Below are 25,700 nucleotides of genomic sequence, written 5' to 3' on the forward strand. Positions count from 1 at the left end.
CCGGCACCGCCTGGCGACCGGGGCGGCCGGCCTCGGCGTGATCGCGGCCGGGCTGGCGCTCGCCGTACCTGCCGCGGCGGGAGCCCGGCCGGGGCTCGCACTCGTGGCGGCCGCCCTCCTGGGCGCCGGCTACGGCCTCGCCCTGTCCTTCGGCCTGACCGAGGCCGCCGCGGCCGCGCCGCCGGAGCGGCTGGCCATGGTGACGTCGCTGTTCTGGACGGCGGCCTACCTCGGCATGCTCACGCCCTACGCCCTCGCCCTGCTGTCCCGCCGGTGGAGCATGCCCGTACTGCTCGCCGCCGGGGCGGTACTGGCGGCGCTGACCTGCGGCCTGCTCGCCGCGCTCCACCGCACGGCGGAGGCGGACCGTACTCCCGCATGATCCTTTCGCGGCGCGCGACCGGGAGAGTCGTTCGCATGGCGACCAGCACGACTACCAGCACGACGACATCGAAGACCCCGGCGACGGTGGACACGGGCACCGAACGGCCCGTCCCGCTCTGGGCGGAGCGGACCGCGCGCCTCCTGCCCCTGCTCGGCCTCCCCGTCTGCCTGTGGCGGCTGCCCATCGGCTTCGACTTCATGATGGGCATGGACATGGAGCCCGAGTCGTGGCCCCGGTGGGCCATGGTGGCCTACGTCGGCACGCTCAGCCTGCTGTCGGAGGCGGCCGCGCTGCTCTGCCGCGGCCTGGTGCGCCCGTGGGGCGAGGTCGTGCCGCGCTGGATCCCGCTGCTCGGCGGCAGGCGGATCCCGCCGTTCGCGGCGATCGTGCCCGCGGCGCTCGGCGGCCTGTTCCTCACGTTGCTGCTGGCCGACTGGGTGCTCTGCATGTTCGGCGTCGCGGGGTTCTCCGACGTTCCCTACACCAGCGTGTGGTGGAGGGCGCTGGCCGCCACGGTCAGCGGCCTGTTCGTCCTCTGGGGTCCGCTGGTGCTGGCTCTGACGTACGCCTACTACCGGCGCCGTTGTCGTCAGGCTTGAGGCGGTCCGGCCTTACGGGCGTCCCGCGGACGTCACCCGGGCGTCCGACATCGCCCGGACGTCACCCGGACTCCGGCGGCAGTCGCTCGACGGCCATGACCGCGACGTCGTCGTCCAGCGCCCCGCCCGCGTGGGCGAGCAGGTCGCGGTGGAGGCGCTGGACCAGCCCGTCCGGGTCGGTCTCCCGCCAGCCGGCGACCCGGTCGGCCAGGGGGTAGAAGCGCCCGTCGGCGTCCCGGGTCTCGATGACGCCGTCCGTGTAGAGGAGGAGGACGTCGCCCGGTCGGTAGGGGAAGGACTCCGACGCGTAGTCGTCCTCCGTGAGGCCGCCGGTGAGGCCGAGCGGCAGGGCGGGGTCGGCGACCGTCAGGGTGGTCACCTCGCCGCCGCTGAGGACGAGCGGGGGCGGGTGCCCGCAGTTGATCAGCCGGAGCACCGGCTGGTGGTCGGGGATGTCCAGGATCGCGGCGGTGATGAAGCCCTCTCCCGTCGCCGTCCCCTCGTGCGGCTCGGCCATGTCCCAGTACGTGGCGTTCTGCAGGTGGGCCACCAGCCGCGGCAAGGGGGGATTGCGGTGGGCCGCCGCGCGGAAGGCGCCGAGCAGGGAGGCGGCGTCCCCGATCGTCGGGAGGCCCTTGCCGCGCACGTCGCCGATCATGACCCGGGTGCCGCCCTCGGTCCGCGCGGCGGCGTAGAGGTCGCCGCCCATCCGGGCCTCGGCCTCGGCGGGGACGTAGAGCGAGGCGATCCGCAGGGGGCCCAGCCGCGGCGGGATCGGCCGCAGCAGCACCCGCTGGGCCACCTCGGCCACCCAGCGCGCCTGGATCAGCTGCTGCTCGTGCTGGGCCCGGGCGTGGCGGAAGATCACGAGGAAGACGGAGATGAGGAGCAGCGCGGCGATCTGGGCCTGGTGGTTCGGCGTCGTCAGGCCCCCGTGGAAGATCCCGATCACGACCTGGGCGGTCACTGCGAGGGCTCCGATGACGCCGGTGAGCTTCGGCCCTCCGATGGCCGCGGTGATGGCGGGGGCGGCGACCAGGAGCGGGCCCAGGTGAATGTCGGGGGGCGTCAGGAGGTCGACCACCACGACCAGGGCGATCAGCCCCAGGGGCACGGCGACGAGCGGGCGGCCGACGCGCCGCCGGCGTCGTCCGGAGCCGGACCGCCTGCGCTGAAGGGGCATGGGTCCTGCTTACCTTCTCGGTGCCCTCCCCGCACACCTGCCACATCGGTCACCCCGGACCCGGTGCGGGGCGTTGTCACGCTTACGGAGCAGCCGTCAGGACGCCGAGGGCGCAGAGGCAGTTGGTCGAGGGCGCAGAGGCAGTTGACGGTGAGCTCGCCGGCCGGCACCACCAGGTTGAAGGCGGTGCGAAAAGCGGCGTCAATGGCGCTGCTGCCGTCGTGTAATATTGTCTGCGTCGCCAGGGAAACCGGGCGGAAAGCGAAACATCTGAACAAGGGGCTATAGCTCAGTTGGTAGAGCGCCTGCATGGCATGCAGGAGGTCAGGAGTTCAATTCTCCTTAGCTCCACACGCGAGAAGGAGGGGTCGTCCGCAGCGGACGGCCCCTCTTTCGTCATGCCTCTCCTCCGTCATGCCCTCTCCTTCGCCGCATCCTCTCCTTCGTCCTCCTTCCTCGTGCCTCGTCCGGGTGACGGGTGTTTCTCCGATCATCCGATGGTGAAGATCTTCGGGTGAGACCGCACGCCGCTCCCGTCCAGCCCTACCAGCCGCGGTCTGGGCGGGGGCGAGGACAGGCGTGCCCCTGCGACTTCGGGCATGCCCCCGGCGAACCAGCATCTGACGGGCGATCTGTGTGGCTTGTCCGTAGCTTGTCCCTATGAAGCATCGGTTCCGCTTGCTTGCCGCGCGCTGGCCCGCCCTGGTGCCGGTGCTCGCCGCCGTCGTGCTGGCCCTCACCTGGGGGCGGTCGCCGGCCCCGGCGGCGGTGACCCTGGTGAGCGTCTGCCTGGCCGGTGCCGTGCTCTCCGCCGTGCATCACGCGGAGGTGATCGCCCACCGGGTCGGCGAACCGTTCGGCTCGCTCGTCCTCGCCGTCGCGGTGACGATCATCGAGGTGGCCCTCATCGTGACGCTGATGGCCGACGGCGGCGACAAGAGCAGCTCCCTGGCGCGCGACACGGTCTTCGCCGCCGTCATGATCACCTGCAACGGGATCGTCGGCCTGTCCCTCCTGGTGGGAGCGCTCCGGCGGCGGGTCGCCGTCTTCAACGCGGAGGGCACCGGCGCCGCCTTCGGCACCGTGGCGACCCTGGCCGGGCTGAGCCTGGCCCTGCCCACCTTCACCACCAGCACGCCCGGCCCGCGGTTCTCCACGGCCCAGCTCGTCTTCGCCGCGGCCGCCTCCCTCATCCTCTACGGCCTCTTCGTCGCGACGCAGACCGTGCGGCACCGCGACTACTTCCTGCCGGTGACCGCCGAGGGCGAGGTCATCGACACCGACGACCACCACGCCGCACCGCCTTCGGCCCGGACCGCCCTGACCAGCCTCGGCCTCCTCGGGGTGGCCCTGATCGCGGTGGTCGGCCTCGCCAAGGGGGTCTCCCCGGCCATCGAGTCCGCCGTGGCCGCCGCCGGCCTGCCGGCCTCGGTCGTCGGCGTCGTCATCGCCCTGCTGGTCCTCCTCCCCGAGACCATCGCGGCCCTGCGCGCCGCCCGCCGCGACCGCGTCCAGACCAGCCTCAACCTCGGCCTCGGCTCGGCCATGGCCAGCATCGGCCTGACCATTCCCGCGGTCGCGGTCGCCTCCGTCTGGCTGAAGGGCCCGCTCGTGCTCGGCCTCGGCGCGACGCACATGGTGCTCCTCGCCCTCACGGTCGCCGTCGGCACCCTGACGGTGATCCCCGGACGCGCCACCCCGCTCCAGGGCGGGCTGCACCTCTCGCTCCTGGCGGCGTACGTGGTGCTGGCGGTGAGCCCTTGAACCGCCGCCGCGCGGAAGGCCGGGGAACGAAGAAAACGGGATGTGCCGTCAACCGAACCGGGGACAGGTCGTACTCATCCTCGGTAGCCTGGCGAAAAACCGATTCTCTGGCCCGCGGCAATCCCTTCGGGTAACGGGGTGAGGGTCGCGTTCCGCAGCCGGCTTTCCCAATGGCCACAAAAGCCGGTGCATCGGCCATCCGGTCGTGCTACTGCGCACCACCACGGGGTGCGCATGCTTCAAGCGCCGGCAGTGTGCGCCTTGGCGGACTTCGCATTGTTCGCCAGCATGCGTACAGGCACTGTGTGCGCACCGGGGAGGAAACCGTGAGTTGTCACTTATCGTTCTCCGAGGGCCTCTGCTGCACCAACTCCTACCGTGCGAGGGTGACATGCGGGCGCGTACATATATCTCTCCTTATCGGGCGCAAGCGGCGGACGAGGCCTTCCCGGAGTCATTGCCGTACCCGAACGGATGGTTTTGCGTGGGATTCTCGTGGCAGTGGAAGCCGGGAGCCGTCCGCGCGTGCCGCTTCATGGGAACCGATCTGCTCGTCCGGCGCGCCCGCCGTGGAGCGCTGCGGTGCGCGCTGCCCGTGCGGGAGGCCCACGGCATCGTCTGGGTAGGGCATTCCCATGACCGCACGCCGCTCTCGTGGGAACTCCCGCGGCCCGCCGGTGACTTCGCCGGCCCCCGTACCTTCCGTGCGGTCGAACTGGCGGGCCACCCGCAGGAGGTGATGGAGAACTTCATCGACCACCGGCACGTCGTCGAACTCCACGGTGTCGATTTCCTCGACATCCTGACGGCGCCCGAGGGCGACGGGCCGTTCTACTCCCTGACGCTCCGCGTCGGGCGCAGCCTTCCGTTCTTCTCCACCGTCCAGGACATCGGCATCCGGTATTTCGGCCTGGGGGCGGCGCTCATGACCATCGACCTGCCGCGCTGTCGCCTGCGGGCAGCCCAGTGGGTGCTGGTCACACCCGTCGGACCGGGCCGCATCCGGTACTGCCTCGCGGCCAGTGCGGTGCTCGACCCCCTGCTCCGCATTCCTCCCGCACCCCGCCGCGCGCTGGAACGCGCGGTGGCCGCCGGAATGAACCGCTGGTCCTTTCACGACTCCCGCGCGGACTGGCCCGTATTCCACCACAAGGCATATCTGCCCCACCCGCGGCTGAACGGTGAGGACGGGCCCATCGGCGCCTATCGGCACTGGGCCCGCCAGTTCTACCCGGTGGCGCCCGACTGACCGGAGGGAAGATGGAACTGCGTGAGATCATCCACTTCCCGCAGATCGGGACCCGGCTGCCCATCCACGTCCATCCGCGCGTGGCGGAGGCGGAGGCGCTGCTGGCGGAGTACGTGGCCGGGCATCCCGTCCTGAATCGCTATGCGGCGAAGATCCGGCAGGACCAGTCCGCGCGCCTCGTCTGCCTGTGGGCCCCGCAGTCGGCCGGCATGGAGCGGATCCTGACGGCGGCGAAATACGTGATGATCACGTATCTGATCGACGACATGATCGACGAGGGCTGGACGGAAATGGGGGCGAAGGAGATGGTGGCCGGCCTGAAGCGGGTCATCGCCCGGCAGAAGCGGCCCGAGACCGCCGTTGAGGAGACCCTGGCCGACATCATCAACCCCTTTCTGGACGGTCTGGGGAGGACCTTCCGCTGCAGGATCAACGCGGCGCTCGGGGACTGGATCGACTCCCGCACGACGGGCTGTGCCGCGCAGGAGACGCACCGCATGACCGATGAGGAATTCCTGGCCTGGCGGGTGAGCGACGTGGGCTACGAGGCCAACATCGGCATCGCCGAATATGCGGTCGGCTGCGACGTGTCCGGCCACGAGGAGGCGCTGCGGTCCCTGAAGGTGAAGGCCGTCGAGCATGTGCTGGTCGTCAACGACGTGTACTCCTACCGCAGGGAAATGGCCAAGGGGTGCGCCGACGCCGGCATTCTGACCCTCTGGATGCGGCGGGACGGCATTTCGCTCCAGCGGGCCGTCTACCGGGCGTGCGAACTGGTTCGCGCCCTCGAAGCGGAATACGTGGCCATGGAAAGGGAACTCGTCTCCAGGGAGCCGGGAATGGCGGCCTACGCGGAAGCACTGAGGATGCTGTTCCAGGGGAACCTCGCCGTGCACGCCTCCGGGACGCGCTACAACGGGGCGGGTTTCCGCGGGAACCTGCTGCGGGGTGCCTGGGTGCGGCTGGATCCCGACATCACCTCCGTCATCGCCTACGACCCCGGGTCCGAGGGGGTGGGGGAGCCGGTGCCCCTGCCGCCGCGGAGGGCCGCGTCGTTCTGCCGGGCGCGGTGAGGGAGCGGCGGGGGGAGGCGGGCCGCGGGGGCGACCGCGGCGCTGCCGGCCGTCCAGCGGCGGACCCGGCCGGGGGAGACGGGGGTGGCGAGGACCCAGAGGACGAGGCCCCACGGCGCGGCGTGCAGGTGACGCCGCACCGGCTCGATCACGACGAGCGCGGCTCCGGGGCCCAGGGTCCGGAGGCTGACGTGCCGGGAGCCGGAGCGGGACAGGATCCGGCCGACGGCGCGCTCCGTCACCTCCTGGGGGCTGCCCGCCTCTTCGGTGGCGCGGAACGCGCGGGGACTGCCGAGGGAATCGGGCAGGGACGGCAGTTCCTGCGCCGGCGGGGCGCCGCCGGGGGAGTGCCACGTCCAGACGATGCCATGGGCCTCGCGGGAGGGCAGCAGCGCGAGCGAGGCCTTGGGAGGCGTCCCGTACGGCGTCCTCGCGCACGTTCCGTCCGTGGCGAAGGCGAACCTGTGGAAGGGGCACACCAAGTACTCGCCGTCGACGGTGCCGCCGGCGCCGAGGTGGGCCCCCAGGTGGGGGCAGTAGGGCCGGGTGACCCGGAGCACCCCGCGCCGGGTGCGGTAGACCACGGCGTCGCCGCCCGCGAACCGGCGGGTGCCGACGCTGCCGGCCTTCCACTCCCGGGAGAAACCGATGCAGAACCAGCCTTCGGGACAGGGCGGTGCCGGCGTCGTCATCCCACCCATGCTGTCCGCTCCGCCCGGTGGACGGATCAGCGCCTCCGGGGGTGCACGGAAGCACAACCGGCGGACAGCGGGCCCTGGTCTTCGGCTTGGTGAGCTCCCGGTTCCCGGCTTGGTCCAGACCTATTGACGCCGGTCCGGGGCGGTTCTACGTTCGACTTCTTTCGAGGGTCCTCGCCGAGGGGGTCGGACATGACCGGTCGGACGGCGCGCTTGCTGGGAGCCGGCCTGCTCGCGGGCGTCGCGTTCCTCGGGCAGGCGCCGCAAGCAGCGAACGCGCACGTGCAGGGGAGGGCGGCGGTCGCGCCCGCCGCCGACACCTGTCCCGTCAAGCCGAGACCCGCGGGCAAGGTGCTCCAGGGCTACTGGGAGAACTGGGACGGCGCCGCGAACGGCGTGCACCCGCCCTTCGGCTGGGTGCCGGTCACCGACTCCCGCATCCGCGACCACGGCTACAACGTCATCAACGCGGCGTTCCCGGTCATCCGCTCCGACGGCACGGTGCTGTGGGAGGACGGCATGGACGCGACGGTGAAGGTCGCGACCCCCGCCGAGATGTGCGCGGCCAAGGCCGCGGGGGCCACGATCCTGATGTCGATCGGCGGAGCGGCGGCCGGCATCGATCTCGGCTCCAGCGCCGTCGCCGACCGGTTCGTCGAGACCGTCGTGCCGATCCTCAAGGCCTACAACTTCGACGGCATCGACATCGACATCGAGACCGGCCTCACCGGCAGCGGCAGCATCACCACGCTGTCCGCCTCCCAGGCCAACCTCGTCCGCATCATCGACGGCGTGCTCGCGCGGATGACCGCGGGCTTCGGCCTGACGATGGCGCCGGAGACCGCGTACGTGACCGGCGGCAGCGTGACGTACGGCTCGATCTGGGGCGCGTACCTGCCGATCGTGAAGAAGTACGCCGACAACGGCCGGCTCTGGTGGCTCAACATGCAGTACTACAACGGCAACATGTACGGCTGCTCCGGCGATTCGTACTCCGCGGGGACGGTGCAGGGGTTCACCGCGCAGACCGACTGCCTGAACAAGGGGCTCGTCGTCCAGGGCACCACGATCAGGGTTCCGTACGACAGACAGGTGCCGGGGCTGCCCGCCCAGCCGGGCGCCGGGGGCGGCTACATGTCCCCGGGCCTGGTGGCGCAGGCGTGGAACACGTACCGCGGCGCGCTGAAGGGGCTCATGACCTGGTCGGTCAACTGGGACGGGTCGAGGAGCTGGAGCTTCGGCGACAACGCGAAGGCGCTGCAAGGGCGATGACTTCCCGGTGGCGCCGGGCGCGGGTTCCGCGTCCGGGGTGAAGCCGTAAGCGGAAGATCAAACCCCGCACTACGCCTATGGTTGTCGGATTCGCCGATGTTCGAATCTTGCACAGCCGAAGGGCGGTCATGCGGTGGCGCACACGCGTGTCGAGTTCAAGGTGCTGGGGCCCCTCGCGGCCGTCGCCGACGGCCGGGTCCTCCCGCTCGGGGGGCCCAAGCAGCGGACCCTGCTCGCCATGCTGCTCGTCAACGCCAACACCGCCGTCTCCGGCGAGCGGCTGTGCGACGCCGTGTGGGGAGAGGCCCCGCCCGCCTCGGCCCAGGCCAACATCCGCAGTTACGCCGCCGTCCTGCGCAGGGTCCTCAGCCCGGCCGCCGGAGCGGGATCCGGCCAGGGCTCCGGCCAGGGCTCCGGCGAGGAGCGGCTGAGCCAGGGCAACGGCGGCTACCGCCTGCAGGTCTTCCCCGGCGAGGCCGACCTGCACCGCTTCGAGGTCCTCGCCGCGCGCGGCCGCGCCGCCCTGGCCGCCGGCGAGCACCGGGCCGCGGCCGACGCCCTGGAGGAGGCGCTGGCGCTGTGGCGCGGCAGCCCGTTCGAAGGGGTGGCGCACCACGACGCCCTGCTCGGCGAGGTCGCCCGCCTGGAAGAGGCGCGGCTGACGGCCTTCGAGGATCACGCCGAGGCCCGCCTCGCCCTCGGCGAGCCCCGCGAACTCATCGGCCCGCTACGCGCGGAGACCGCCCGCTACCCGCTGCGCGAATCGCTGTGGGCCAAGCTGATGACCGCGCAGTACCGCAGCCAGCAGCCGGGCGACGCCCTGCAGTCCTACGCACTCGCCCGCACCGCCCTCCGCGACGAGCTCGGCATCGACCCCGGCGACGCACTGCGCAAGCTCCACCACGCGATCCTCACCAGGGACCCGGAGCTCGGCGCACCGTCCGCCGCGGCGCAGCCCGTACGGCCGGCCGACGCCTGGCAGCCCACCGTCCAAGTGCCCTCGGACGATGCCGACTTCGTCGGCCGGAGCCGCCTGCTGGAGCGCGTCTCCGCCCTGATCGGACCCTCCGGGAGACGGCCCGGCAGCACCACGCCCTGCGCCGTGCCCGTCGTGATCCTCACCGGGCTCCCCGGCGTCGGCAAGACCGCCCTGGCCACCCGGCTCGCCCACCACCTCCGGGCCGACTTCCCCGACGGCCGGCTCTTCCTGCACCTCGACGGCACCCGCGGCCCCCAGCGCACGCCCGGCGCGATCCTCGCCAACCTGCTGCTCAGCCTCGGCGTCCCCGGCTCGTCCGTCCCCGAGGCCACCGAGGACCGGGCCGCGCTCTACCGCTCGCTGCTCGCCGACCGCAAGGTGCTCGTCCTCCTCGACGACGCGCGCGACGAGGCCCAGATCCGGATGCTGCTCCCCGGCACCCCGGGCAGCGCCGCCCTCGTCACCAGCAGGGCCCGGCTCGCCGGCCTCACGGACGCGCACCTCATCGACGTCGACCCCTTCGACGACGAGGAGTCGCAGGACCTGCTGCGGCGCATCGTCGGCCCGCAGCGGCTCGCGGCGGAGCCCGAGGCGACCGGGCGGATCCTGGCCGCCTGCGCCGGTCTGCCCCTGGCGCTGCGCGTGGCCGCGGCGAGGCTCGCCGGCCGCCCCGACTGGCAGGTCCGCCGGCTGGCCGACCGGCTGGCCGACGAGCGCGGGGTGCTCGCCGAGCTCACCGTCGGCGACCTCGCCGTCCGCACGTGCGTCGCCGCCAGCTACCACGGCCTGGCCCCCGACGCCGCCCGCGCCTTCCGGGCCATCGGGCTGCTCCCCGCACCGGAGTTCCCCGGCTGGGCACTCTCCGCCGCCCTTGCCGACCCCGCCTCCCCCGGCACCAGCGCCGGCACCGGCCACGAACTCGCCGCGGACCGCGCCACCGACGCGCTCATCGACGCCAACCTCGTACAGATCGAGTCCCTGACCGGGCAGCGGCAGCCGCGCTACCGCATGCACGACCTGCTGCACGCCTACGCCGCCGAACGCGCCCTCGCCGACGAGCCGGAGTCGTGGCGGCGGGCCGCGGTCGCCCGGGTCCTGGACGGCTGGCTCGCCCGCGTCCGCACGGCGGGCGACCAGCTCATCCGAAGAGGCACCGGCGGGCACGCCCCCGGCGCCGCGGGCGACCTCGTCGGATGGCTGGAGAGCGAGCGCACGAGCCTGGTCACCGCGGTCGGCTTCGCCGCGGGCGCCGGCTACGGCCCGCAGACGGCCGGACTCGCCGCCGCCCTGGAGGACGTCTGCCACCTGCGCAACTGGTGGGACGAGTGGGAACACGTCGCCCGTGCCGCGCTCGACCGCGCCACGGCCGACGGCGACCCCGTCGCCGTCGCGGTCGCCCAGGGCTCCCTCGCCCGGGCCTGCGCCGTCCGCGGGCGCGTGGACGACGCCCTGACCCGCTACGCCGGCGCCATCGCCCAACTGGACGCGCTCGGCGAGCAGCACCACGCCGCCCGCCTGCGCATCCACCGCAGCTTCGCGATCGCCGACCGGGGCATGGCGGAGCTCGCCCACGGCGACGCCGCCTCCGCCGCCGCCGTCATGAACCGCCTGGGCGACAAGCACGGCCACGTCATGGCCCTGCGCAGCCTGGGCTTCGCGCTCTCCTGCCAGGGGCGCGACGCCGAAGCCGTCGCCGCGCTCGAACCGGCCGTGGCGACGGCCGAGCGCCTCGGCCACCCGCTCGCCCTCGCCGACGTCCTGCAGCTCCTGGCCTGGGCCGAGATCGGCCGCGGCCGCGCCGAACGGGCCGCCCGCCACCTGCACCGGGCCCTGGCCGAGTACCGGGCGCTGCGCCACCGGCCCGGCGAGGCGTACGCCCTGCTGGCCCTCGGCCGCATGCACGCCGAGACCGGCAGCCCCGGCCAGGCCGCGTGGGCCCTCGCCCCGCTCGGCCAGGCCGCCGCGATCTTCGCCGAGCTCGGCGAACGGCGGGGCGAAGCGCTCACCGCGCTCTGGCTGGGCAGTACGCACGCCGCGCTCGGCGACGGCGACCACGCCGTGAGTCGTCTCACCACGGCGCTGAACGGCTTCCGCAGCCTGCGCATGCCGTTCTGGGCCGCGCGCGCCCGGCAGGAACTCGACCGCCTCCGGCCGCCAGCCGGGCCCGCCGGGCGGTGACCCGCAGCGCCCCCTGAACGGGGGCGCGCGCTGTGCCGCGCAGGCAGGACGAGCCCGACCCCGGCGGCCGGGAACACCGTACGAGGGTGCTGGCCGTAACTTTCGGCTCCGGCCTGCCCGAAGGTCGGCCCGGCCGGAAGGCTGCCCCCGCCCTGAAAGCCAGTTCGCCGGGAAGCCGACCGGCCTGAATGCCGCCCCTGCCGGAAAGCTGGCCCGCCCGAAGGTCGGCCCGGCCGGAAAGCCAGCCCGGCCGGGAAGCCGGGCCGCTGGGAAGCCGCCCCGGCCTGAAAGCCAGTTCGCCGGGAAACCGGCCTGCCGGGAAGCTGCGCCGGCCTGAAACCCCGCCCCGGCCCGGGAAGTCACCCCGCCCGGAAGCCGCCCCACTGAAAAGTCGCCCCGCCCGAAAGCCGCCCCGCTGCAAGCCGCCCCCGCCGGGAAGCCGCCCTCGCCCGAAGCCGGCCCTCCACCCCGCGCAAGCCCCGTAGCCGCCTGCCCGGAGGGCCTTGTGCGCTTCTCATGCGCCTTTCATGCGCCCGCCCAGCACGGTGAGTCGCAGCCCACGAAGGGAGGCGCGGTGTCCGAACTGGCCGCACCCGATATCGACCTGACCGCCGTAGAAGTCGTCCGAGAGGTCCTGTCCCACCAGCGCAGAATGAACGAGGGCGGATGCACCGGACGCGTCTGCCTGCGCTGCGTGCGCCACCACCTGGACGCGGTGCACGGCGCCGTGCGGGACGGACGGCGGATCGAATTCGTCCTGCCGGCCTTCCCGACGAAGTCCCCCAACCCGGCCAAGGTCCTCGGCCCCCTGCCCGACCTGGCCGAGGAGCTCGCCCTGCGGTTCCTGAACGAGCTGTGCGAGCGCATCAGCGAGGTGTACGCCCCCGGGGCGGCCATCCTGATCTGCTCCGACGGCCGGGTCTTCAACGACCTGCTGGGCGTGCCCGACGAGGACGTCACCGCCTACGCACACGCCCTCGACGCGATGATCACCAGGATCGGCGCCGACCGGCTCGACCAGTTCAGCCTGGACGACGTCTACAGCGGCGCCGGCCACGAGGACATGCGCACCATGCTCTCCGCCGGCCACGCCCCCACGCTGCAGGAACTGCGCGAGGAGGTGCGCGGCGGAGGCGCCCCGCTCGCCATGTACCGCGGCATCACCCGCTTCATGCTGGAGGACCTGTCCGGCCCCGCCTGGACCGGCACCCGCTCCGCCCTGCAGCGCAAGTGCCGCGACCTCGCCTACCGCGTCATCCAGCGCAGCCGGGCCTGGGGCAACCTCGTCGACCAGCTCTTCCCCACGGCCGTGCGCCTGTCGATCCACCCCCAGCCCTGCAGCACGGACAAGATCGGCATCCTGCTCGCCGACACCCCGGACACCTGGCTGACGCCCTGGCACAGCGTCGCCGTCGAGACCGGAGGCCGCTTCACGCTCATGAAGCGCGCGGAAGCCGAGGAGGCGGGCGCCCGGCTGGTCCACGCCCACGGCCGCCCCAGCCACTACGTCCTGGAGCAGGCCGGCACGCCCCACGGCCCCTGGAACCGGGCCTGTGCCTGAACACCGGGCCGAGCGCCCGTCCCCCCACACGAGAGAGGCACCCATGACCCCCGCAGAAGCAACCCCGGACGCGGACGCGGCCGTCGGCATCCTCACCGACCTCCGCTACGACGTCGCCCCCGTCACCCCCTTCGGACTGGCGATACGCGCCCTGGAGCCCGGCCTGCGCGTCGAGGACATCCCCGTCGCGCCGCTGCGCTCCCTCGTCCGCGAGCACCATGTCGTGCTGCTCCGCGGCTTCGGCGCCTTCGACGGTCCCGAAGCGCTCTCCGCCTACTGCGAGCGCTGGGGGCGGCCGAGCGTCTGGCCCTTCGGGACCGTGCTCGAACTCGTCGAGCGGGAACAGCCCGAGGACCACATCTTCGACTCCAGCTACATGCCCATGCACTGGGACGGCATGTACCGCGAGCAGATCCCCGAGTTCCAGGTCTTCCAGTGCGTGCACGCCCCCGGCGAGGGCAACGGCGGCGAGACCACGTTCTCCCACACGACCGCCGTCCTGGAGCGCACCGACCCGGAGACCGTCGCCCGCTGGTCTCGGGTCACCGGCACCTACCAGCGGAAGATGGAGTTCTACGACAGCGTCACCGTCTCGCCGGTCGTGACCGCCCACCCCGTCCACGGGGCACCCGTCATCCGCTACAACGAACCCACCGCCGCGGACGACGACGGCTTCGTCAACCACCCCGACCTGCGCTTCACCGGCCTGCCCGACGACGAGATCGCCGAGTTCCACCGCAGCCTGCGCGCCGCGCTGTACGACCCCGCGCACCTCTACGCCCACGTCTGGGAGACGGGCGACCTGGTCGTCACCGACAACTACACGCTGCTGCACGGCCGCAACGCCTTCACCAGCGGCGCCCCGCGCCACCTGCGCCGCGTCCAGGTGCTCGGCACGCCGCCGCTCGACAACCCGGGGCTGGTCCGATGACCCACGACAACCAGCTGATGACGGGCGACGACTACCTGGAGAGCCTGCGGGACGGCCGGCAGGTCTATCTCGGCGGTGAGCGCGTCAAGGACGTCACCCGCCACCCCGCCTTCCGCAACTCCGCGCTGTCCGTGGCCCGTCTCTACGACGCCCTGCACGACCCGGCGACCTCCGGCGTCCTGACCGGCACCGACGAGGCGACGGGCATCCGCACGCACAAGTTCTTCAAACCCAGCCGGTCGGCCGCCGAGCTCGTCGAGGCCCGCGAGGCCATCGCGACCTGGGCGCGGATGAGCTACGGCTTCCTCGGCCGCACCCCCGAGTACAAGGCGTCCTTCATGGCGGGCCTCGGCGTCAACGCCGGCTACTACGGCCCGTACGCCGCCAACGCCACCGCCTGGTACGAAGAGTTCGCCCGCAAGGCGCTGTACCTCAACCACGTCATCATCAACCCGCCCGTGGACCGCAAGCGCGCGATCCACGACATGGAGGACGTGTTCGTGCACGCCGTGCGCGAGACCGACGCCGGCGTCGTGGTCAGCGGCGCGAAGATGCTGGCGACGGGATCGGCGATCACCAACGCGGGCTTCGTCGCCCCGGTCGGTTCGGCGGCCCTCGCCCCCGGCAAGGCCGAGGCCTTCGCCCTCGTCTTCTTCGTCCGCATGGACAACCCCGGCGTGAAGCTCGTCTGCCGCACGCCCTACGCGCAGGCCGCCGGCAGCCCCTTCGACGCCCCCCTCAGCAGCCGCTTCGACGAGAACGACAGCGTGCTCCTGCTCGACGAGGCGCTCATCCCCTGGGAGGACGTCCTCGTCCACCGCGACATCGAACGCGCCACCGGCTTCTACGCCGGCTCCGGCTTCCCCAACCTGTACAACTTCCAGTCCGGCATCCGCCTGAGCGTCAAGCTGGAGCTGATGGCCGGCCTGCTCTCCCGGGGCACCAAGGCCAACGGCACCGACGCCTTCCGCGGCGTCCAGGCCGCCGTCGGCGAGGTCATCACCATGCGCGACATGGTGTGGGCGCTCACCTCGGCCATGGCGTACGACCCCGAGCCGGGCAGCGGCGGGACGGTCGTACCCCGCCTGGAGCACGCCTCCGCCATGCGCATGTACAACGCCCAGGTGTGGGACCGCGTCCACGAACTGTTCGAGACCACCCTCGGCGGCGCGCCCCTCGCCGTGCCCTCCAGCGCCCGCGACCTCACCAACCCCGAACTGCGGCCCCTGATCGACCGCTTCTACCGCGGCTCCGACAGCTCCGCCCACGACCGGATCAAGCTGCTGAAGCTCGTCTGGGACGCGATCGGCACCGAGTTCGGCGGCCGGCACGAGCTCTACGAGCGCAACTACTCCGGCAACGGCGAACAGGTCCGGCTCGACGCGCTCCGCTGGGCCACCGGGCGCGGCAGCCTCGCCCGCTACGAGGCGCTCGTGCAGCAGTGCCTCGACGACTACGACCTCGACGGCTGGCGCCGGGGGCCCTGGACCGGAAGCGAGGACGAGTGACATGTGCGGCATCACCGGATGGGCCGGCTTCAGCCGCGACCTGACCACCGAGCACGCGACCGTCAAGGCCATGACCGACACCCTCGCCGCCCGAGGGCCGGACGCCGGCGGCATCTGGCTGGACACCCACGCCGCCCTGGGGCACCGGCGGCTGGCCGTCATCGACCTGGAGCACGGCACGCAGCCGATGCGCACCCCCGAACGGGGACCCGCGGACCGGCCGCGCGCCGTCATCTCGTACGGCGGCGAGATCTACAACTTCCGCGAACTGCGCGAGGAACTCGTCCTCCTCGGGCACCGGTTCGCGACCCGCAGCGACACCGAGGTGGCCCTCCGCGCCTACCTGCAGTGGGGCACCGACTTCGTCCACCGCCTCAACGGCATGTACGCCATCGCCCTCTGGGACACCGCCCGCGAAGAGCTCCTGCTCGTCCGCGACCGGCTGGGCGTCAAGCCGCTGTTCTACCACCCGACGGACGACGGCGTCCTCTTCGGCTCCGAGCCCAAGGCCGTCCTCGCCAACCCCCTCGCGCGCGCCGAAGCCGGGGCCGAGGAACTGTGCGACGCCCTGCTCTTCCTGCGCACCCCCGGACGCGTGCCCTTCCGCGGCATGCGCGAGGTCAAACCCGGCCACCTCGTGCGCGTCAGCCGCAACGGCCTCAAGGAAGAGCGCTACTGGGCGCTCGAAGCCCGCCCGCACACCGACGACCTGCCCACCACCGTGACCCGCGTCCGCGAGCTGCTCGACGACATCGTCCCCCGGCAGATGAACGCGGACGTCCCCCTCGTCTCGCTGCTCTCCGGCGGCCTCGACTCCAGCACGGTGACCGCGCTGGCGGCACGCGCCCGCGCCGCCGACGGCGAGCGCCTCACCACCTTCTCCGTCGACTTCACCGGCCACACGGAGAACTTCCGCGCCGACGCCATCCGGCCCACGCCGGACGGCCCGTACGCCCTCGAAGTCGCCCGGCACGCCGGCACCGACCACCACGCGATCGTCCTCGACCGCGCCCGGCTCCTCGACCCGGCCGTGCGCCGCACCGTCCTCGGCGCCTGGGACCTGCCGTTCAACTTCGCCGACCTCGACGTCTCGCTGTACCTGCTCTTCGCCGCCGTCCGGCAGCACGCCACCGTCGCGCTGTCCGGCGAGGGCGCCGACGAGGTCTTCGGCGGCTACCTCTGGTTCTCCGACCCCGAGGCGCGCCGCGCCGGGACCTTCCCCTGGCTCAAGCTGGGCGCCCACCGCGGCCTCGACCCGCGGTCGCTGTTCCACCCGTGGTTCGTGGACGGCATCGACCTCGCGGAGTACGAGGCCGACCTCTACCGGACCGCCCTGGCCGAGGTGCCGCGCCTGGACGGCGAGAGCGCCGCGGACCGGCGGACCCGCGAGCTCGGCCACCTCACCCTCACGCGCTGGCTGCCCATCCTCCTCGACAAGAAGGACCGCATGGGCATGGCGAGCGGCCTGGAGGGCCGGGTGCCGTTCTGCGACCACCGCCTCGTCGAGTACGTCTTCAACGTCCCCTGGGAGATGAAGACCTTCAGCGGCCAGGAGAAGGCGCTGCTGCGCGAGGCCGCCTCCGACCTGCTGCCGGAGCCGGTGCTGCGCCGCAAGAAGGCCGCCTACCCGTCCATCCAGGACCCCGCCTACGACCGGTCCCTCATCACCGGCCTGACCGCCGCCGCGGGTGACGGGGACGCACCGCTCCACCCGTTCCTCGACGGCGACGCGGTGCGGCGGATGACGGCGAAGACGGCCGGCGGCAGCCTGTCCGAGTTCGAGCGGATCCTCGTGGAGTCCACCGTCCGGCTGGACGACTGGCTGCGCACGTACGGCGTCGAGCTGACCGATGTGAAGGGAGCCCACTGATGCACGCGATCGAGATCCGGGAGACCGGCGGACCCGAGGTCCAGCAGTACGTCGAGAAGCCCGGTCCCGGGCAGCCCGGGGAGGGGCAGATCCTCGTCGGACTCGCCGCGGCCGGAGTGAACTTCATCGACCTGTACCGGCGCGAGGGACGCTACCCGCTGCCCGTGCCCTGCGTGCCCGGCGAGGAGGGCTCCGGCACCGTCCTCGCCACCGGCCCCGGCGTCACCCGCTTCAAGACCGGCGACCGGGTCGCCTGGACGACCGTGCTCGGCAGCTACGCCGAGCGGGTCCTCGTCCCCGAGGACAAGGCCATCGCCGTGCCCGACGGCATCGACCTGCGGACCGCCGGCGGCGTCCTCGTCCACGGGATGACCGCTCACTTCCTCGCCCACGACTCCTATCCGGCCCGCGCGGGCGAGACCGTGCTCGTGCACGCCGCCGCCGGCGGAGTGGGCCTCCTGCTCACCCAGATGCTGACGCGGCGCGGCGTGCGCGTCATCGGCGCGGTCTCCACCGCGGAGAAGGAGCGCACCGCCCGCGCCAACGGCTGCGACGAGGTCATCCGCTACACCGAGACGGACGACCTGGCCGCCGGGGTCCGCGCGCTCACCGGCGGGGAAGGCGTCCACGCGGTCTACGACGGCGTCGGCGCGGCCACCTTCGATGCGAGCCTCGCCTCGCTGCGCGTCCGCGGCACCCTGGTGCTCTTCGGGGGAGCTAGCGGCGCGGTGCCACCGGTCGATGTGATGCGGCTGCTGTGGGGCGGCTCGCTCACCCTGACCCGGCCCTACCTGGAGCACTTCCGGGCCACCGTCGAAGAGTTCGAGGCGCGGGCGGGCGCGGTGTTCCGGGGGCTCCTCGACGGCACGCTCACCTTCACCGTCGCCGGGACCTACCCCCTCGCCGACGCGCACCGCGCACACACCGACCTGGCCTCCCGCGCCACGTCCGGAAAGCTGCTCCTCGTCCCGTAAAGGAGGCTCGCCATGGGCGACATCGTCGGTGCGGGCCTGCTCTCGCACGCGCCCGTCATCATGTTCCCCGAACCCGCCCGCATCGAGGCGAACGGGGGCCGCGACTTCACGCTCGCGACCGGCCTGGAACGGCTCCGGCGCGAGGTGACCGACACGGCCGGCTACGACACCGTCGTGGTGTTCGACTCCCACTGGGCCACCACGACCGAGGCGGTGATCACGGCCCACCCGCGCCGGGAAGGCCTGTTCACCTCCGACGAGATGCCGTCGGCGATCAGCCGGCTGCCGTACGACCTACCCGGCGACCCCGCACTGGCGCACGCGGTCGCCGACCTGGCGGCGGAGCGGAAGGTGTGGATCGAAGCCAACGACGACCCGCACCTGCCCCTCCACTACGCGACGCTCAACCTCTGGACGTACCTCGGGCGGACCGGCACCCCCTGGGTGTCCGTCTCCGTCTGCCAGACGGCGACCACCGAGGACTTCCTCAGGATCGGCGAGGTCGTGGGGGAGGCGATCGCAGGGCTCGCCGGCCGCCGCGTGCTGCTGCTCGCCTCGGGCGGCCTCTCCCACCGCTTCCGGCCGCTCGGTGAACTGCGCGACCACATGGCCGGGGACCCGGACGGCATCGTCACCCCCGGGGCCCGGGCGGCGGACGAGCAGCGGATCGCCTGGCTGGAGGCGGGCCGGCACGACGAGGTGATCCGGTCCATGCCCGCCTACCTGCGCTTCGCGCCCGAGGCCCGCTTCGGGCACTACCTCATGCTGGCGGGCGCGCTGGGCGGGGAGAAGTGCGCGGCGCGGGGCCGGCGGTTCAGCGCGTACGAGAACGGGATCGGGACCGGGCAGGTGCACCTCTGGTTCGACCTGCCGGCCGGCGGGGGGAGGTGACGGGCGTTGATCACCGATGAACGGCTGCTGCGGGCCTGCCTGGGGCACTTCGCCACCGGCGTCACCGTGGTGACGTGCGAGGTCGACGGCGTCCCGCACGGCGCGACCGTCAACGCCTTCACGGCGGTCTCGCTGGACCCGGCGCTGGTCCTGGTCTCGCTGCACCGCCGGAGCAGGGCCGGACGGCACCTCGCCGGCAGGCCGTTCACGGTGAACGTGCTCGGCGAGGACCAGCGGGACCTCGCCGAGCGCTTCGCCGGCCGGCGCGCGGAGGCGCCGCCCCGCTGGGCGCCGCGGCCGCGCGCCGGCCTCGCCCCCCGCCTCGCGGGCTCCCTCGCGACGCTCTCCTGCACGCCGTGGGCCGCGTACGACGGGGGAGACCACGTGCTCTTCGTGGGGCGCGTCGAGGAGGCCGAGTACCGCGAGGGCGGCCGGCCGCTGCTCTTCTACGAGGGCGGGTTCCGGGGGCTGCGGGCCCCGCACAGAATCGGAATCTCATCTTCCGGCCGGGTGCGGCGCCCCCGGGCCGTCGAACCGTCAGACCGCCGTTAGAATGCGGCGTTTGTTCGATTCGATGGCGCGATGAGCCGTGGGGGGACCACGTGAGGGCGAGACTGAGAGAGACCGCGGAAGAACTGGCCGGGCTGCTCTGGCGCGAGTACATCGTCTACCGGGACCGGTCCGGGGAGGTGGTCATCCGCGGCGAGCACGTGCAGCGCTGGATCAGCCTCGCCCCCGCGGGCGGCAGCGACGAGGTCCTCGTCCGCGCGGGGCGCATCCTGGACGGCGGAACCACCGCCCCGGCCCGCTCCGAGACCGTCGTGCCGCTGTCGGCGGGCATGAACGACCTCGCAGCGGCCTGCCGCCGGCTCCTCGCCGACGCCGCCGCCGCTCCCGCACCCCGTGACCCGGGCGCGGCGAGGGGCGGCCGCGCCGAGAAGGCCGCGAAGGCACGGCACGGGCGCAAGGGCCGGCACACGGGCCTCGGGTCCTGGGTGGTGATCGCCTCCGTCCTGGGCGTGGTCGGGCTCTGCGCGTACCAGATCGTGGCGCACGGCGGCTGAATGCGGGCGGCCGGGTCCGGCGCGCGCCACCGGAGTCACGCACGCGCTCTGGCGTCGCACCCGGCCCCGGCCCTACCGTGGCCCCGGTAGGCACACCCGTACAGCATGGTTTGTCATGAACCTGACGTCTGGCACTCACTCCTGAGAGGTGAGCCGTGTTCCTGCGCCGCAGACGCGTCCGCCGGCTGCGCCGGCTCGGTGTCGTCGCCCTGCTCCTCGGCGTCGTGGCCGCCGTCGCCGCCGGGCCCGCCCGGGCGACACCCGACGCCGCTTCCCGGGGCCCGCTGCCCCTCGTCCAGCCGATCGACCCGCAGCACTGGCGCAACCCCGACGACATGACCTGGGCCGAGTACCGCTCCGTGCCCGGGACGGACTGGGCGAACCCCGACCGCAAGCCCACGCAGCGCAAGTTCAAGGGCGCACTCGTGCTGCTGGACTACGCCGACGAGGAGTTCTCGGTCAGCAAGCCCGCCGGGACCGCCAAGTTCGGCAACCCGCAGCCCAGCGCGTCCGGCATACCGCGCGCACAGGTGCCGAAGTTCTACGAGGACTTCCTCAACAAGCCCGGCGCGCTCAACCACGGACACACCATCAACGAGTACTGGATGGAGGACTCCGGCGGCCGCTTCGGCGTCGGGCTCACCGCCTTCGGCGTCTACCGCATGCCGGGGAAGTCCCACCAGTACGGCATCGAGCCCGGCATGAACCCCGGCGCCTGCCCCGTCGGCGACACCTGCGGCAAGGACATCCGCGCCGACGGCAAGCGGGCCTGGACCGCCGACGTGGGCGCTGACAAGACGCGCGAGTTCGACTTCATCTTCTACCTGACCGCCGGCGTCGACGAGTCCTCCGCCTGGCAGGAGTTCGGGCAGATGAAGTTCCGCTCCGCGCAGGACGTGCCGGCCGTCTGGGGACCCCCGTCGCCCATCGCCTCCGGCCTCAACGCCGCGCAGACCCGCTACGTGCCGTGGACGTCCTGGCAGGCCGCCGCCCGCATCTGGCCCAACGCCGCGAACGGCTCCTCCACCCAGGCCGAGAGCTCCGGCATGGCCACCTTCGCCCACGAGCTCAGCCACATCCTGGGCATCGGCGACAACTACAACAACCCCTACGGGACGCCGCTCAGCCGCTCCTACACCGGCATCTGGGGCATGCTCTCGCGCGGCTCCTTCAACGGCCCCGGCGGCCCGCACACCCGCTGGCAGATACCCGCCACCGCGGGCGGCTCCATGGGCGCCCAGCACGTCCTGCGCGACAAGCTCAAACTCGGCATCGTCGACGAGAAGAACGTCCTGCGCCTCGACCGCGACGCCCTCAAGGACTCCGGCCTCGTCGTCGCCCGCGTCACCGCCCGCTCCGCCCCGCCCGGCGAGAAGGGGCTGACCGGCGTCAACATCACCATGGGCCGGGACCTGTCCCCGGCGTGCGACCGCACCACCGACCCGCTCTGCGACGGCGGCGGCTACGACAACTACACCGTCGAGGTCGTCGACCGCATGGGCGCCGACTCGTTCACCCCGGACAACGGCGTCCTCCTCAGCAAGACCAAGAACGCCGACCGGGCCCCCTTCGCGTGGGTCATCGACGCCCACCCCGAGGACATCGGCCTGACCGACTTCACCCGCCCCGACGGCACCCCGCAGAAGATCACCATCGGGGACTACCGGCAGCTGAGCGACGCGCTCTTCCACGCGGGGGCCGACTCCGGCAGCTCGTACGAGTACGTCGACGAGGCCAACCGGCTGCACTTCTACGTCCTGAACGTGCAGCGCGACGCCACCGGCGTCCTCTCGTACGACATCGGCGTCAAGTCCCTGGACGGGTCCGGGCCGCAGGCCCGCGGACTCGCGCTCGGCAAGGGCGCGGTGAAGGGCGGGCCCGCCCGGGGCCGGGCCGTGTGCGCCTTCGACCTCACCAACACCGGGAAGGCCGCGCCGCAGAGCGACCCCCGCCTGTCCTCCGACGTCTACCGCCTGTCCGCCACCGCCTCCGGGCGCGGCTGGTCCGCCTGGCTCCCCAACCGCCTCACCACCGCCGCCTCCGGCACCTCGGTCCCGGTCGACGTCGCTGTCACGGCCAAGCCGGGCGCCGACCGCAAGGGCACCGTCACCCTGACCGCGCGCTCGGAGAGCGACCCCGGCAAGACCGCGAAGGCCACCTGCACGCTGCCGAAGGGGAGGTGATCGTTCCGCCCTGGACGCGTCTGCTCTGGACGCGCCCTCCCCTCTGACGCGCCGCCCGACCGGTAGGGGCCTCGACGCCCCGACCGGCCGGGCACCACCGCGCCCGCGTCCTGCGTGCTCCCCGCGGACCGCTACCGCGCCCTCCTCACCGACCGGGCCACGGGCACGGTCTTCACCAAGGAGCCCGGCGGCGACGCCGTGCACGTGCTCGCGCCGCCCGGCCGCGATTGTCCGCGCCTGGAACGGGAAGACGGTCACGGAGCACTTCTCCGACGGCAGCCCGGCCGAGGTCGCGCGCCCGCGGGAGCACTCCCCGGACGCCGCGGGCCTCGGAGCGGTCGGCGTCTTCACACGGGGCGACTTCGCGCGGGGTGACCGGCCGGCCCTGGGCTGTGCGGAGGCGTGCAACGCGACCGGGGCCCGTAGCGCCGGCCGGCCCGGCCGGTACCGCGAGTCCGGGTGGAGTCACTCGTCCGTGTGGCCGGCCCCCGCGGCCACCGCCCCGGGGGCGGTCACCGCCGGACAGTGGCCACAAGGAGAAAACTTCCCCGCACACCATGGAGGCCTTGTGTCCGGCGTGATCACCGTTGGTGTGGACGGCAGCGAGCACGGCAGTGCCGCGGCGGACTGGGCGGCGGCCGAGGCCGTGCGCCGGGGCATGGAGCTGCGCCTCGTCCACGCCTGGGCCCAGCAGCCCCTGGACCTCCCGGTCACCGTGGACACCGAGGCGCAGCAGCGCTGGGCCGGGAACCTGCTGCGGGAGACCCGGGCCCGGGTGACGGGGCGGCACCCGGAACTGCCGGTCACGGCCCGGCTGCTGCCCTCCGATCCGGTGCCCGCGCTCGTGGCCGAGTCCGCCGAGGCGGGCATGCTCGTCCTCGGCTCGCGCGGCCACGGGACGCTCGTCGGGTACCTGATCGGTTCCATCGCCCTGCACGTGCTGCGGCAGGCCAAGGGGCCGGTCGTCCTCGTCCGCAGCCCCGAGCAGGTGCAGGAGGAGGCGGGGGAGGCCGGCGAGGTGCTCGCCGGTGTGGGCGAGGAGCCGGACGGCGTCCTGGGGTTCGCCTTCGAGGCCGCCGCCGCGCGCGGGGCGGAACTGCGGGCCGTACGCGCCTGGTCGCTGCCCCCGGTCGTCGACTGGGGCCCCGGCTCGATGCGGCTGGCCGACGAGACCGGCGGGCTCGCCGCGCTCGAACAGAAGCGGCTGGCCGACGCGCTGGAGCCGTGGCGCGCCCGCCACCCGCAGGTCGAGGTCGCCGAGCAGGTGGAGATGGGGAGCGCGGCGCAGGTGCTGCTGTCGTCCTGCGGGAGTGCCGCCCTCATGGTCGTCGGGCGCCACGCGTCCGGCCCGCACGGCCTCCCGCGCATCGGGCACGTGGCCCACGCGGTCCTGCACCACGCGCCGTGCCCCGTGGCGGTGGTGCCGCATCCCTGACGGGCCGGCGGAAGCGCCGGCCCGTCAGGGGCCGCTTGCGGGGGAGGGGATCAGGAGAGGGGATCGGCGGAGGGGATCAGCCGAGCGCCGACGCCAGGATCTTCGCCGTCTCGGCGACGAGGTCGTCGTCCCCCTTCGCCGTGGCCTCGTGCTTGGTCGTGAGGACGGACATGACGACCGGCGCCCCCTTCGGGGACCAGGTGACGGCCACGTCGTTGTTGGTGCCGTACGAGCCGGCGCCGGTCTTGTCCGCGACGGTCCAGCCCGCGGGGACGAGGTACTTGCGGAGCCTGTCCTTGCTGGTCGTGTTGGCGAGCAGCCAGCTGGTCAGCCGCTTGCGGTCCGCGGGCGCGAGCGCGTTGCCGAGGACGAGGCGCGCGTAGGTGCGGCCTATGGCCCGGGGAGTGGTGGTGTCGGTCGTGCGGCCCGGCTCCGCCGAGTTCAGCGCGGGCTCCCACCGGTCGAGCCGGGTCTTGCCGTCCCCGATCGAGCGGCAGAAGCGGGTGACGGCCTCGGGGCCGCCCAGCTCGCGCAGGAGGAGGTTGGCCGCGCCGTTGTCGCTGTAGGAGACGGCGGCGGCGCACAGCTCCTCGACGGTCATGCCGTTGGCGACGTGCTCGTCCGTGCCCGTGATCTTGTCGTAGCCCGAGTCCTCGACCTCCTTCTTGGTGTAGTGGATGCGCTTGGCGAGGAACTCGCCGTTGCGGTCGAGGTCCCGCAGGACGGCGGCGACGGCGACCGTCTTGAACGTCGAGCACATCGGGAAGAGGTCGTCGGCCCCGTGGAGCACCGTCCGGCCCGTGACCGTGTTGTGGGCGAACACCCCGAGCCGGGCGGAGTGCTCCTGCTCCAGCACGCTCAGCCGGCGGGAGATCCGGTCCCCGCCGGGCGTCGCCGCGTGGGCGGTCCCGCCGGTGGCCATGGCGGCGGCGAGGGCCGTGCCGGCGCCGAGGGTCAGGACGGTGCGGCGGGAGGGGCGTGCGCCAGTGCGTTCCAAGGTCATGTTCTCCTTGCGTCTCGTCCTACGTGATCTTGACGCTATGTACTACGCCCCCAATAGATCGAACGGTTCCACTTGAATGCGATCCAGTGCGATCCAGTGTGATGCAGTGCGATCCAGCATCATTTGTTCCCGCGGCGCCTCCGTATGATCATCCGGTGAAGACCTGGCTCCGGCGGTTACGCGCCCTGCCCGTCGCCGCGGCGCTCCTCGCCGTCGCCGGCTCGGCCTCGGTGAGCGGGGCAGCGGCCCGCGCCGTGCCCCGGCCGCCGGCGCAGGAGGCCGCCCACTGCCGCGCCCTGCACGCGGAACTGCCCGAGACCGTGGCGGGGCTGAAGCGGGGCGCGCTCCGGCCCGCATCGGAGTTCACGGCCCAGTGGGGTGCACCGGCGGTCCTCCTGCGCTGCGGCGTGTCCCGGCCCGACGCGCTCACGTACGGCTCCAAGAGCTTCGATCGCTATGCGCCCGCGTGGGACATCGGCGGCATCGAGTGGTTCGCGGAGCCGCAGTCCGGCGGCGGCGTCCGCTTCCTCGCCACGCACCGCGCCGCGTGGGTCGAGGTGACCCTGCCGAAGCAGTACGCGGGCGGGAGCGGCGCCACCGACGGAACCGACGTCCTCGCCGAACTCGCATCCCGTATCAGAAAGACGATCCCCGAGGGCTACGTGTGACGACCGTGCCCAGGACGCGGTCCAGCGGGAAGTAACCCACGTCCCGGGAGTCGAAGCTGACCCTCCCGTTGTCCCCGAGGAGGACGACCTTGCCCGGCGGCACGCGCTGCTCCGGCGCCCCGGCCAGTGAGCGGACGCGGTCGCGGGGGACGGGGTCGCCGGGGAGGGCGGCCACGCGCTTGATGAGCCAGTCGCGGCCGCGCACGCCGGCCGTGCCGGCCCCCGGGGCCAC

At 73.1% G+C, this 25,700-nt stretch carries 21 protein-coding genes, 1 tRNA gene and 1 pseudogene; 19 read left to right on the forward strand and 4 right to left on the reverse strand.

Annotation, left to right across the window (positions count from 1 at the left end; genetic code table 11):
* Both B7P34_RS37645 and B7P34_RS25285 read left to right on the forward strand, forming a co-directional pair.
* Positions 1-382, forward strand: a pseudogene (locus B7P34_RS37645) (hypothetical protein); the annotation flags it as partial.
* A 35-nt stretch (positions 383-417) separates the two neighbouring features.
* Positions 418-984, forward strand: a complete 567-nt coding sequence (locus B7P34_RS25285) for a hypothetical protein (protein WP_223268213.1) — start codon at positions 418-420, stop codon at positions 982-984.
* Between the two features lie 61 nt (positions 985-1,045).
* Here the strand turns inward: B7P34_RS25285 and B7P34_RS25290 are convergent, their stop codons facing one another.
* Positions 1,046-2,167 (reverse strand): PP2C family protein-serine/threonine phosphatase, encoded by a 1,122-nt coding sequence (locus B7P34_RS25290; RefSeq protein ID WP_106680125.1) that lies wholly within the window; start codon positions 2,165-2,167, stop codon positions 1,046-1,048.
* A gap of 278 nt (positions 2,168-2,445) precedes the next feature.
* Here B7P34_RS25290 and B7P34_RS25295 point away from each other — a divergent pair.
* The 4 genes from B7P34_RS25295 (at position 2,446) to B7P34_RS25310 (ending at position 6,253) form a co-directional block, all read left to right on the forward strand.
* Positions 2,446-2,518 (forward strand) — tRNA-Ala (locus B7P34_RS25295).
* A 309-nt stretch (positions 2,519-2,827) separates the two neighbouring features.
* On the forward strand, positions 2,828-3,931 hold the full coding sequence (locus tag B7P34_RS25300; protein ID WP_106680127.1) for a calcium:proton antiporter: 1,104 nt from the start codon (positions 2,828-2,830) through the stop codon (positions 3,929-3,931).
* A 484-nt stretch (positions 3,932-4,415) separates the two neighbouring features.
* Positions 4,416-5,180: a (2Fe-2S)-binding protein gene (locus tag B7P34_RS25305; protein WP_106680129.1), complete on the forward strand. Its 765-nt coding sequence runs from the start codon at positions 4,416-4,418 to the stop codon at positions 5,178-5,180.
* Between the two features lie 11 nt (positions 5,181-5,191).
* Positions 5,192-6,253: a terpene synthase family protein gene (locus B7P34_RS25310; protein ID WP_106680131.1), complete on the forward strand. Its 1,062-nt coding sequence runs from the start codon at positions 5,192-5,194 to the stop codon at positions 6,251-6,253.
* Here the strand turns inward: B7P34_RS25310 and B7P34_RS25315 are convergent.
* Positions 6,172-6,945: a Rieske 2Fe-2S domain-containing protein gene (locus tag B7P34_RS25315; RefSeq protein ID WP_189383036.1), complete on the reverse strand. Its 774-nt coding sequence runs from the start codon at positions 6,943-6,945 to the stop codon at positions 6,172-6,174. The genes B7P34_RS25310 and B7P34_RS25315 overlap by 82 nt on opposite strands.
* A 198-nt stretch (positions 6,946-7,143) precedes the next feature.
* Here B7P34_RS25315 and B7P34_RS25320 point away from each other — a divergent pair, with 198 nt between their 5' ends.
* The 12 genes from B7P34_RS25320 (at position 7,144) to B7P34_RS25375 (ending at position 23,797) form a co-directional block, all read left to right on the forward strand.
* Entirely contained in the window at positions 7,144-8,223 is a 1,080-nt protein-coding gene (locus B7P34_RS25320; protein ID WP_106680135.1) for a chitinase, read from the forward strand.
* A gap of 133 nt (positions 8,224-8,356) precedes the next feature.
* On the forward strand, positions 8,357-11,380 hold the full coding sequence (locus B7P34_RS25325) for an AfsR/SARP family transcriptional regulator (RefSeq protein WP_106680137.1): 3,024 nt from the start codon (positions 8,357-8,359) through the stop codon (positions 11,378-11,380).
* A gap of 574 nt (positions 11,381-11,954) precedes the next feature.
* Positions 11,955-12,941: an L-tyrosine/L-tryptophan isonitrile synthase family protein gene (locus B7P34_RS25330; protein WP_223268214.1), complete on the forward strand. Its 987-nt coding sequence runs from the start codon at positions 11,955-11,957 to the stop codon at positions 12,939-12,941.
* Between the two features lie 43 nt (positions 12,942-12,984).
* Positions 12,985-13,872: a TauD/TfdA dioxygenase family protein gene (locus B7P34_RS25335; protein WP_106680139.1), complete on the forward strand. Its 888-nt coding sequence runs from the start codon at positions 12,985-12,987 to the stop codon at positions 13,870-13,872.
* Positions 13,869-15,380, forward strand: a complete 1,512-nt coding sequence (locus tag B7P34_RS25340) for a 4-hydroxyphenylacetate 3-hydroxylase family protein (RefSeq protein WP_106680141.1) — start codon at positions 13,869-13,871, stop codon at positions 15,378-15,380. Before B7P34_RS25335 ends, B7P34_RS25340 begins: the two co-directional genes overlap by 4 nt.
* 1 nt (position 15,381) lies before the next feature.
* Entirely contained in the window at positions 15,382-17,250 is a 1,869-nt protein-coding gene (gene asnB, locus B7P34_RS25345; RefSeq protein WP_106680143.1) for an asparagine synthase (glutamine-hydrolyzing), read from the forward strand.
* Positions 17,250-18,224 carry a quinone oxidoreductase family protein gene (locus B7P34_RS25350; RefSeq protein ID WP_106680145.1) on the forward strand — a complete coding sequence of 325 codons (975 nt, stop codon included), beginning with the start codon at positions 17,250-17,252 and terminating at the stop codon, positions 18,222-18,224. Before asnB ends, B7P34_RS25350 begins: the two co-directional genes overlap by 1 nt.
* A 12-nt stretch (positions 18,225-18,236) precedes the next feature.
* Positions 18,237-19,115, forward strand: coding sequence for a catechol 1,2-dioxygenase (locus tag B7P34_RS25355; protein WP_106680147.1), 879 nt, complete (start codon positions 18,237-18,239; stop codon positions 19,113-19,115).
* A gap of 6 nt (positions 19,116-19,121) precedes the next feature.
* Positions 19,122-19,667, forward strand: coding sequence for a flavin reductase family protein (locus B7P34_RS25360; RefSeq protein ID WP_106680149.1), 546 nt, complete (start codon positions 19,122-19,124; stop codon positions 19,665-19,667).
* Positions 19,668-19,717: 50 nt separating this feature from the next.
* A complete protein-coding gene (locus B7P34_RS25365) occupies positions 19,718-20,179 on the forward strand; it encodes a hypothetical protein (RefSeq protein ID WP_223268215.1) in 462 nt (153 codons plus the stop codon).
* A gap of 155 nt (positions 20,180-20,334) precedes the next feature.
* Positions 20,335-22,362, forward strand: a complete 2,028-nt coding sequence (locus B7P34_RS25370) for a M6 family metalloprotease domain-containing protein (RefSeq protein ID WP_223268216.1) — start codon at positions 20,335-20,337, stop codon at positions 22,360-22,362.
* Positions 22,363-22,939: 577 nt separating this feature from the next.
* Entirely contained in the window at positions 22,940-23,797 is an 858-nt protein-coding gene (locus B7P34_RS25375; RefSeq protein WP_223268217.1) for a universal stress protein, read from the forward strand.
* 76 nt (positions 23,798-23,873) lie between these two features.
* On the opposite strand, the gene bla is transcribed toward B7P34_RS25375, so the two are convergent.
* The gene (gene bla, locus B7P34_RS25380; RefSeq protein ID WP_106680165.1) at positions 23,874-24,794 is read right to left on the reverse strand and encodes a class A beta-lactamase; all 921 of its coding nucleotides are present in this window, start codon (positions 24,792-24,794) and stop codon (positions 23,874-23,876) included.
* A 161-nt stretch (positions 24,795-24,955) separates the two neighbouring features.
* Between bla and B7P34_RS25385 the strand changes: the two genes are divergently transcribed.
* Positions 24,956-25,468 carry a DUF3515 domain-containing protein gene (locus B7P34_RS25385; RefSeq protein ID WP_223268218.1) on the forward strand — a complete coding sequence of 171 codons (513 nt, stop codon included), beginning with the start codon at positions 24,956-24,958 and terminating at the stop codon, positions 25,466-25,468.
* On the opposite strand, the gene B7P34_RS37650 is transcribed toward B7P34_RS25385, so the two are convergent.
* Positions 25,437-25,700 (reverse strand): S26 family signal peptidase (locus B7P34_RS37650; RefSeq protein WP_223268219.1); only part of this gene is annotated, 264 nt, incomplete at its 5' end. The genes B7P34_RS25385 and B7P34_RS37650 overlap by 32 nt on opposite strands.

Source organism: Streptosporangium nondiastaticum, assembly GCF_003011965.1.
Lineage (GTDB): Bacteria > Actinomycetota > Actinomycetes > Streptomycetales > Streptomycetaceae > Streptomyces > Streptomyces nondiastaticus.

What these genes read in the sequence shown, in the direction of transcription:
- B7P34_RS25335 (WP_106680139.1), top strand. Translation starts at nt 12,985, where the DNA reads ATGACCCCCGCAGAAGCAACCCCGGACGCGGACGCGGCCGTCGGCATC.
- B7P34_RS25285 (WP_223268213.1), top strand. Translation starts at nt 418, where the DNA reads ATGGCGACCAGCACGACTACCAGCACGACGACATCGAAGACCCCGGCG.
- B7P34_RS25315 (WP_189383036.1), bottom strand. Translation starts at nt 6,945, where the DNA reads ATGACGACGCCGGCACCGCCCTGTCCCGAAGGCTGGTTCTGCATCGGT.
- B7P34_RS25310 (WP_106680131.1), top strand. Translation starts at nt 5,192, where the DNA reads ATGGAACTGCGTGAGATCATCCACTTCCCGCAGATCGGGACCCGGCTG.
- asnB (WP_106680143.1), top strand. Translation starts at nt 15,382, where the DNA reads ATGTGCGGCATCACCGGATGGGCCGGCTTCAGCCGCGACCTGACCACC.
- B7P34_RS25300 (WP_106680127.1), top strand. Translation starts at nt 2,828, where the DNA reads ATGAAGCATCGGTTCCGCTTGCTTGCCGCGCGCTGGCCCGCCCTGGTG.
- B7P34_RS25340 (WP_106680141.1), top strand. Translation starts at nt 13,869, where the DNA reads ATGACCCACGACAACCAGCTGATGACGGGCGACGACTACCTGGAGAGC.
- B7P34_RS25350 (WP_106680145.1), top strand. Translation starts at nt 17,250, where the DNA reads ATGCACGCGATCGAGATCCGGGAGACCGGCGGACCCGAGGTCCAGCAG.
- B7P34_RS25355 (WP_106680147.1), top strand. Translation starts at nt 18,237, where the DNA reads ATGGGCGACATCGTCGGTGCGGGCCTGCTCTCGCACGCGCCCGTCATC.
- B7P34_RS25290 (WP_106680125.1), bottom strand. Translation starts at nt 2,167, where the DNA reads ATGCCCCTTCAGCGCAGGCGGTCCGGCTCCGGACGACGCCGGCGGCGC.
- B7P34_RS25320 (WP_106680135.1), top strand. Translation starts at nt 7,144, where the DNA reads ATGACCGGTCGGACGGCGCGCTTGCTGGGAGCCGGCCTGCTCGCGGGC.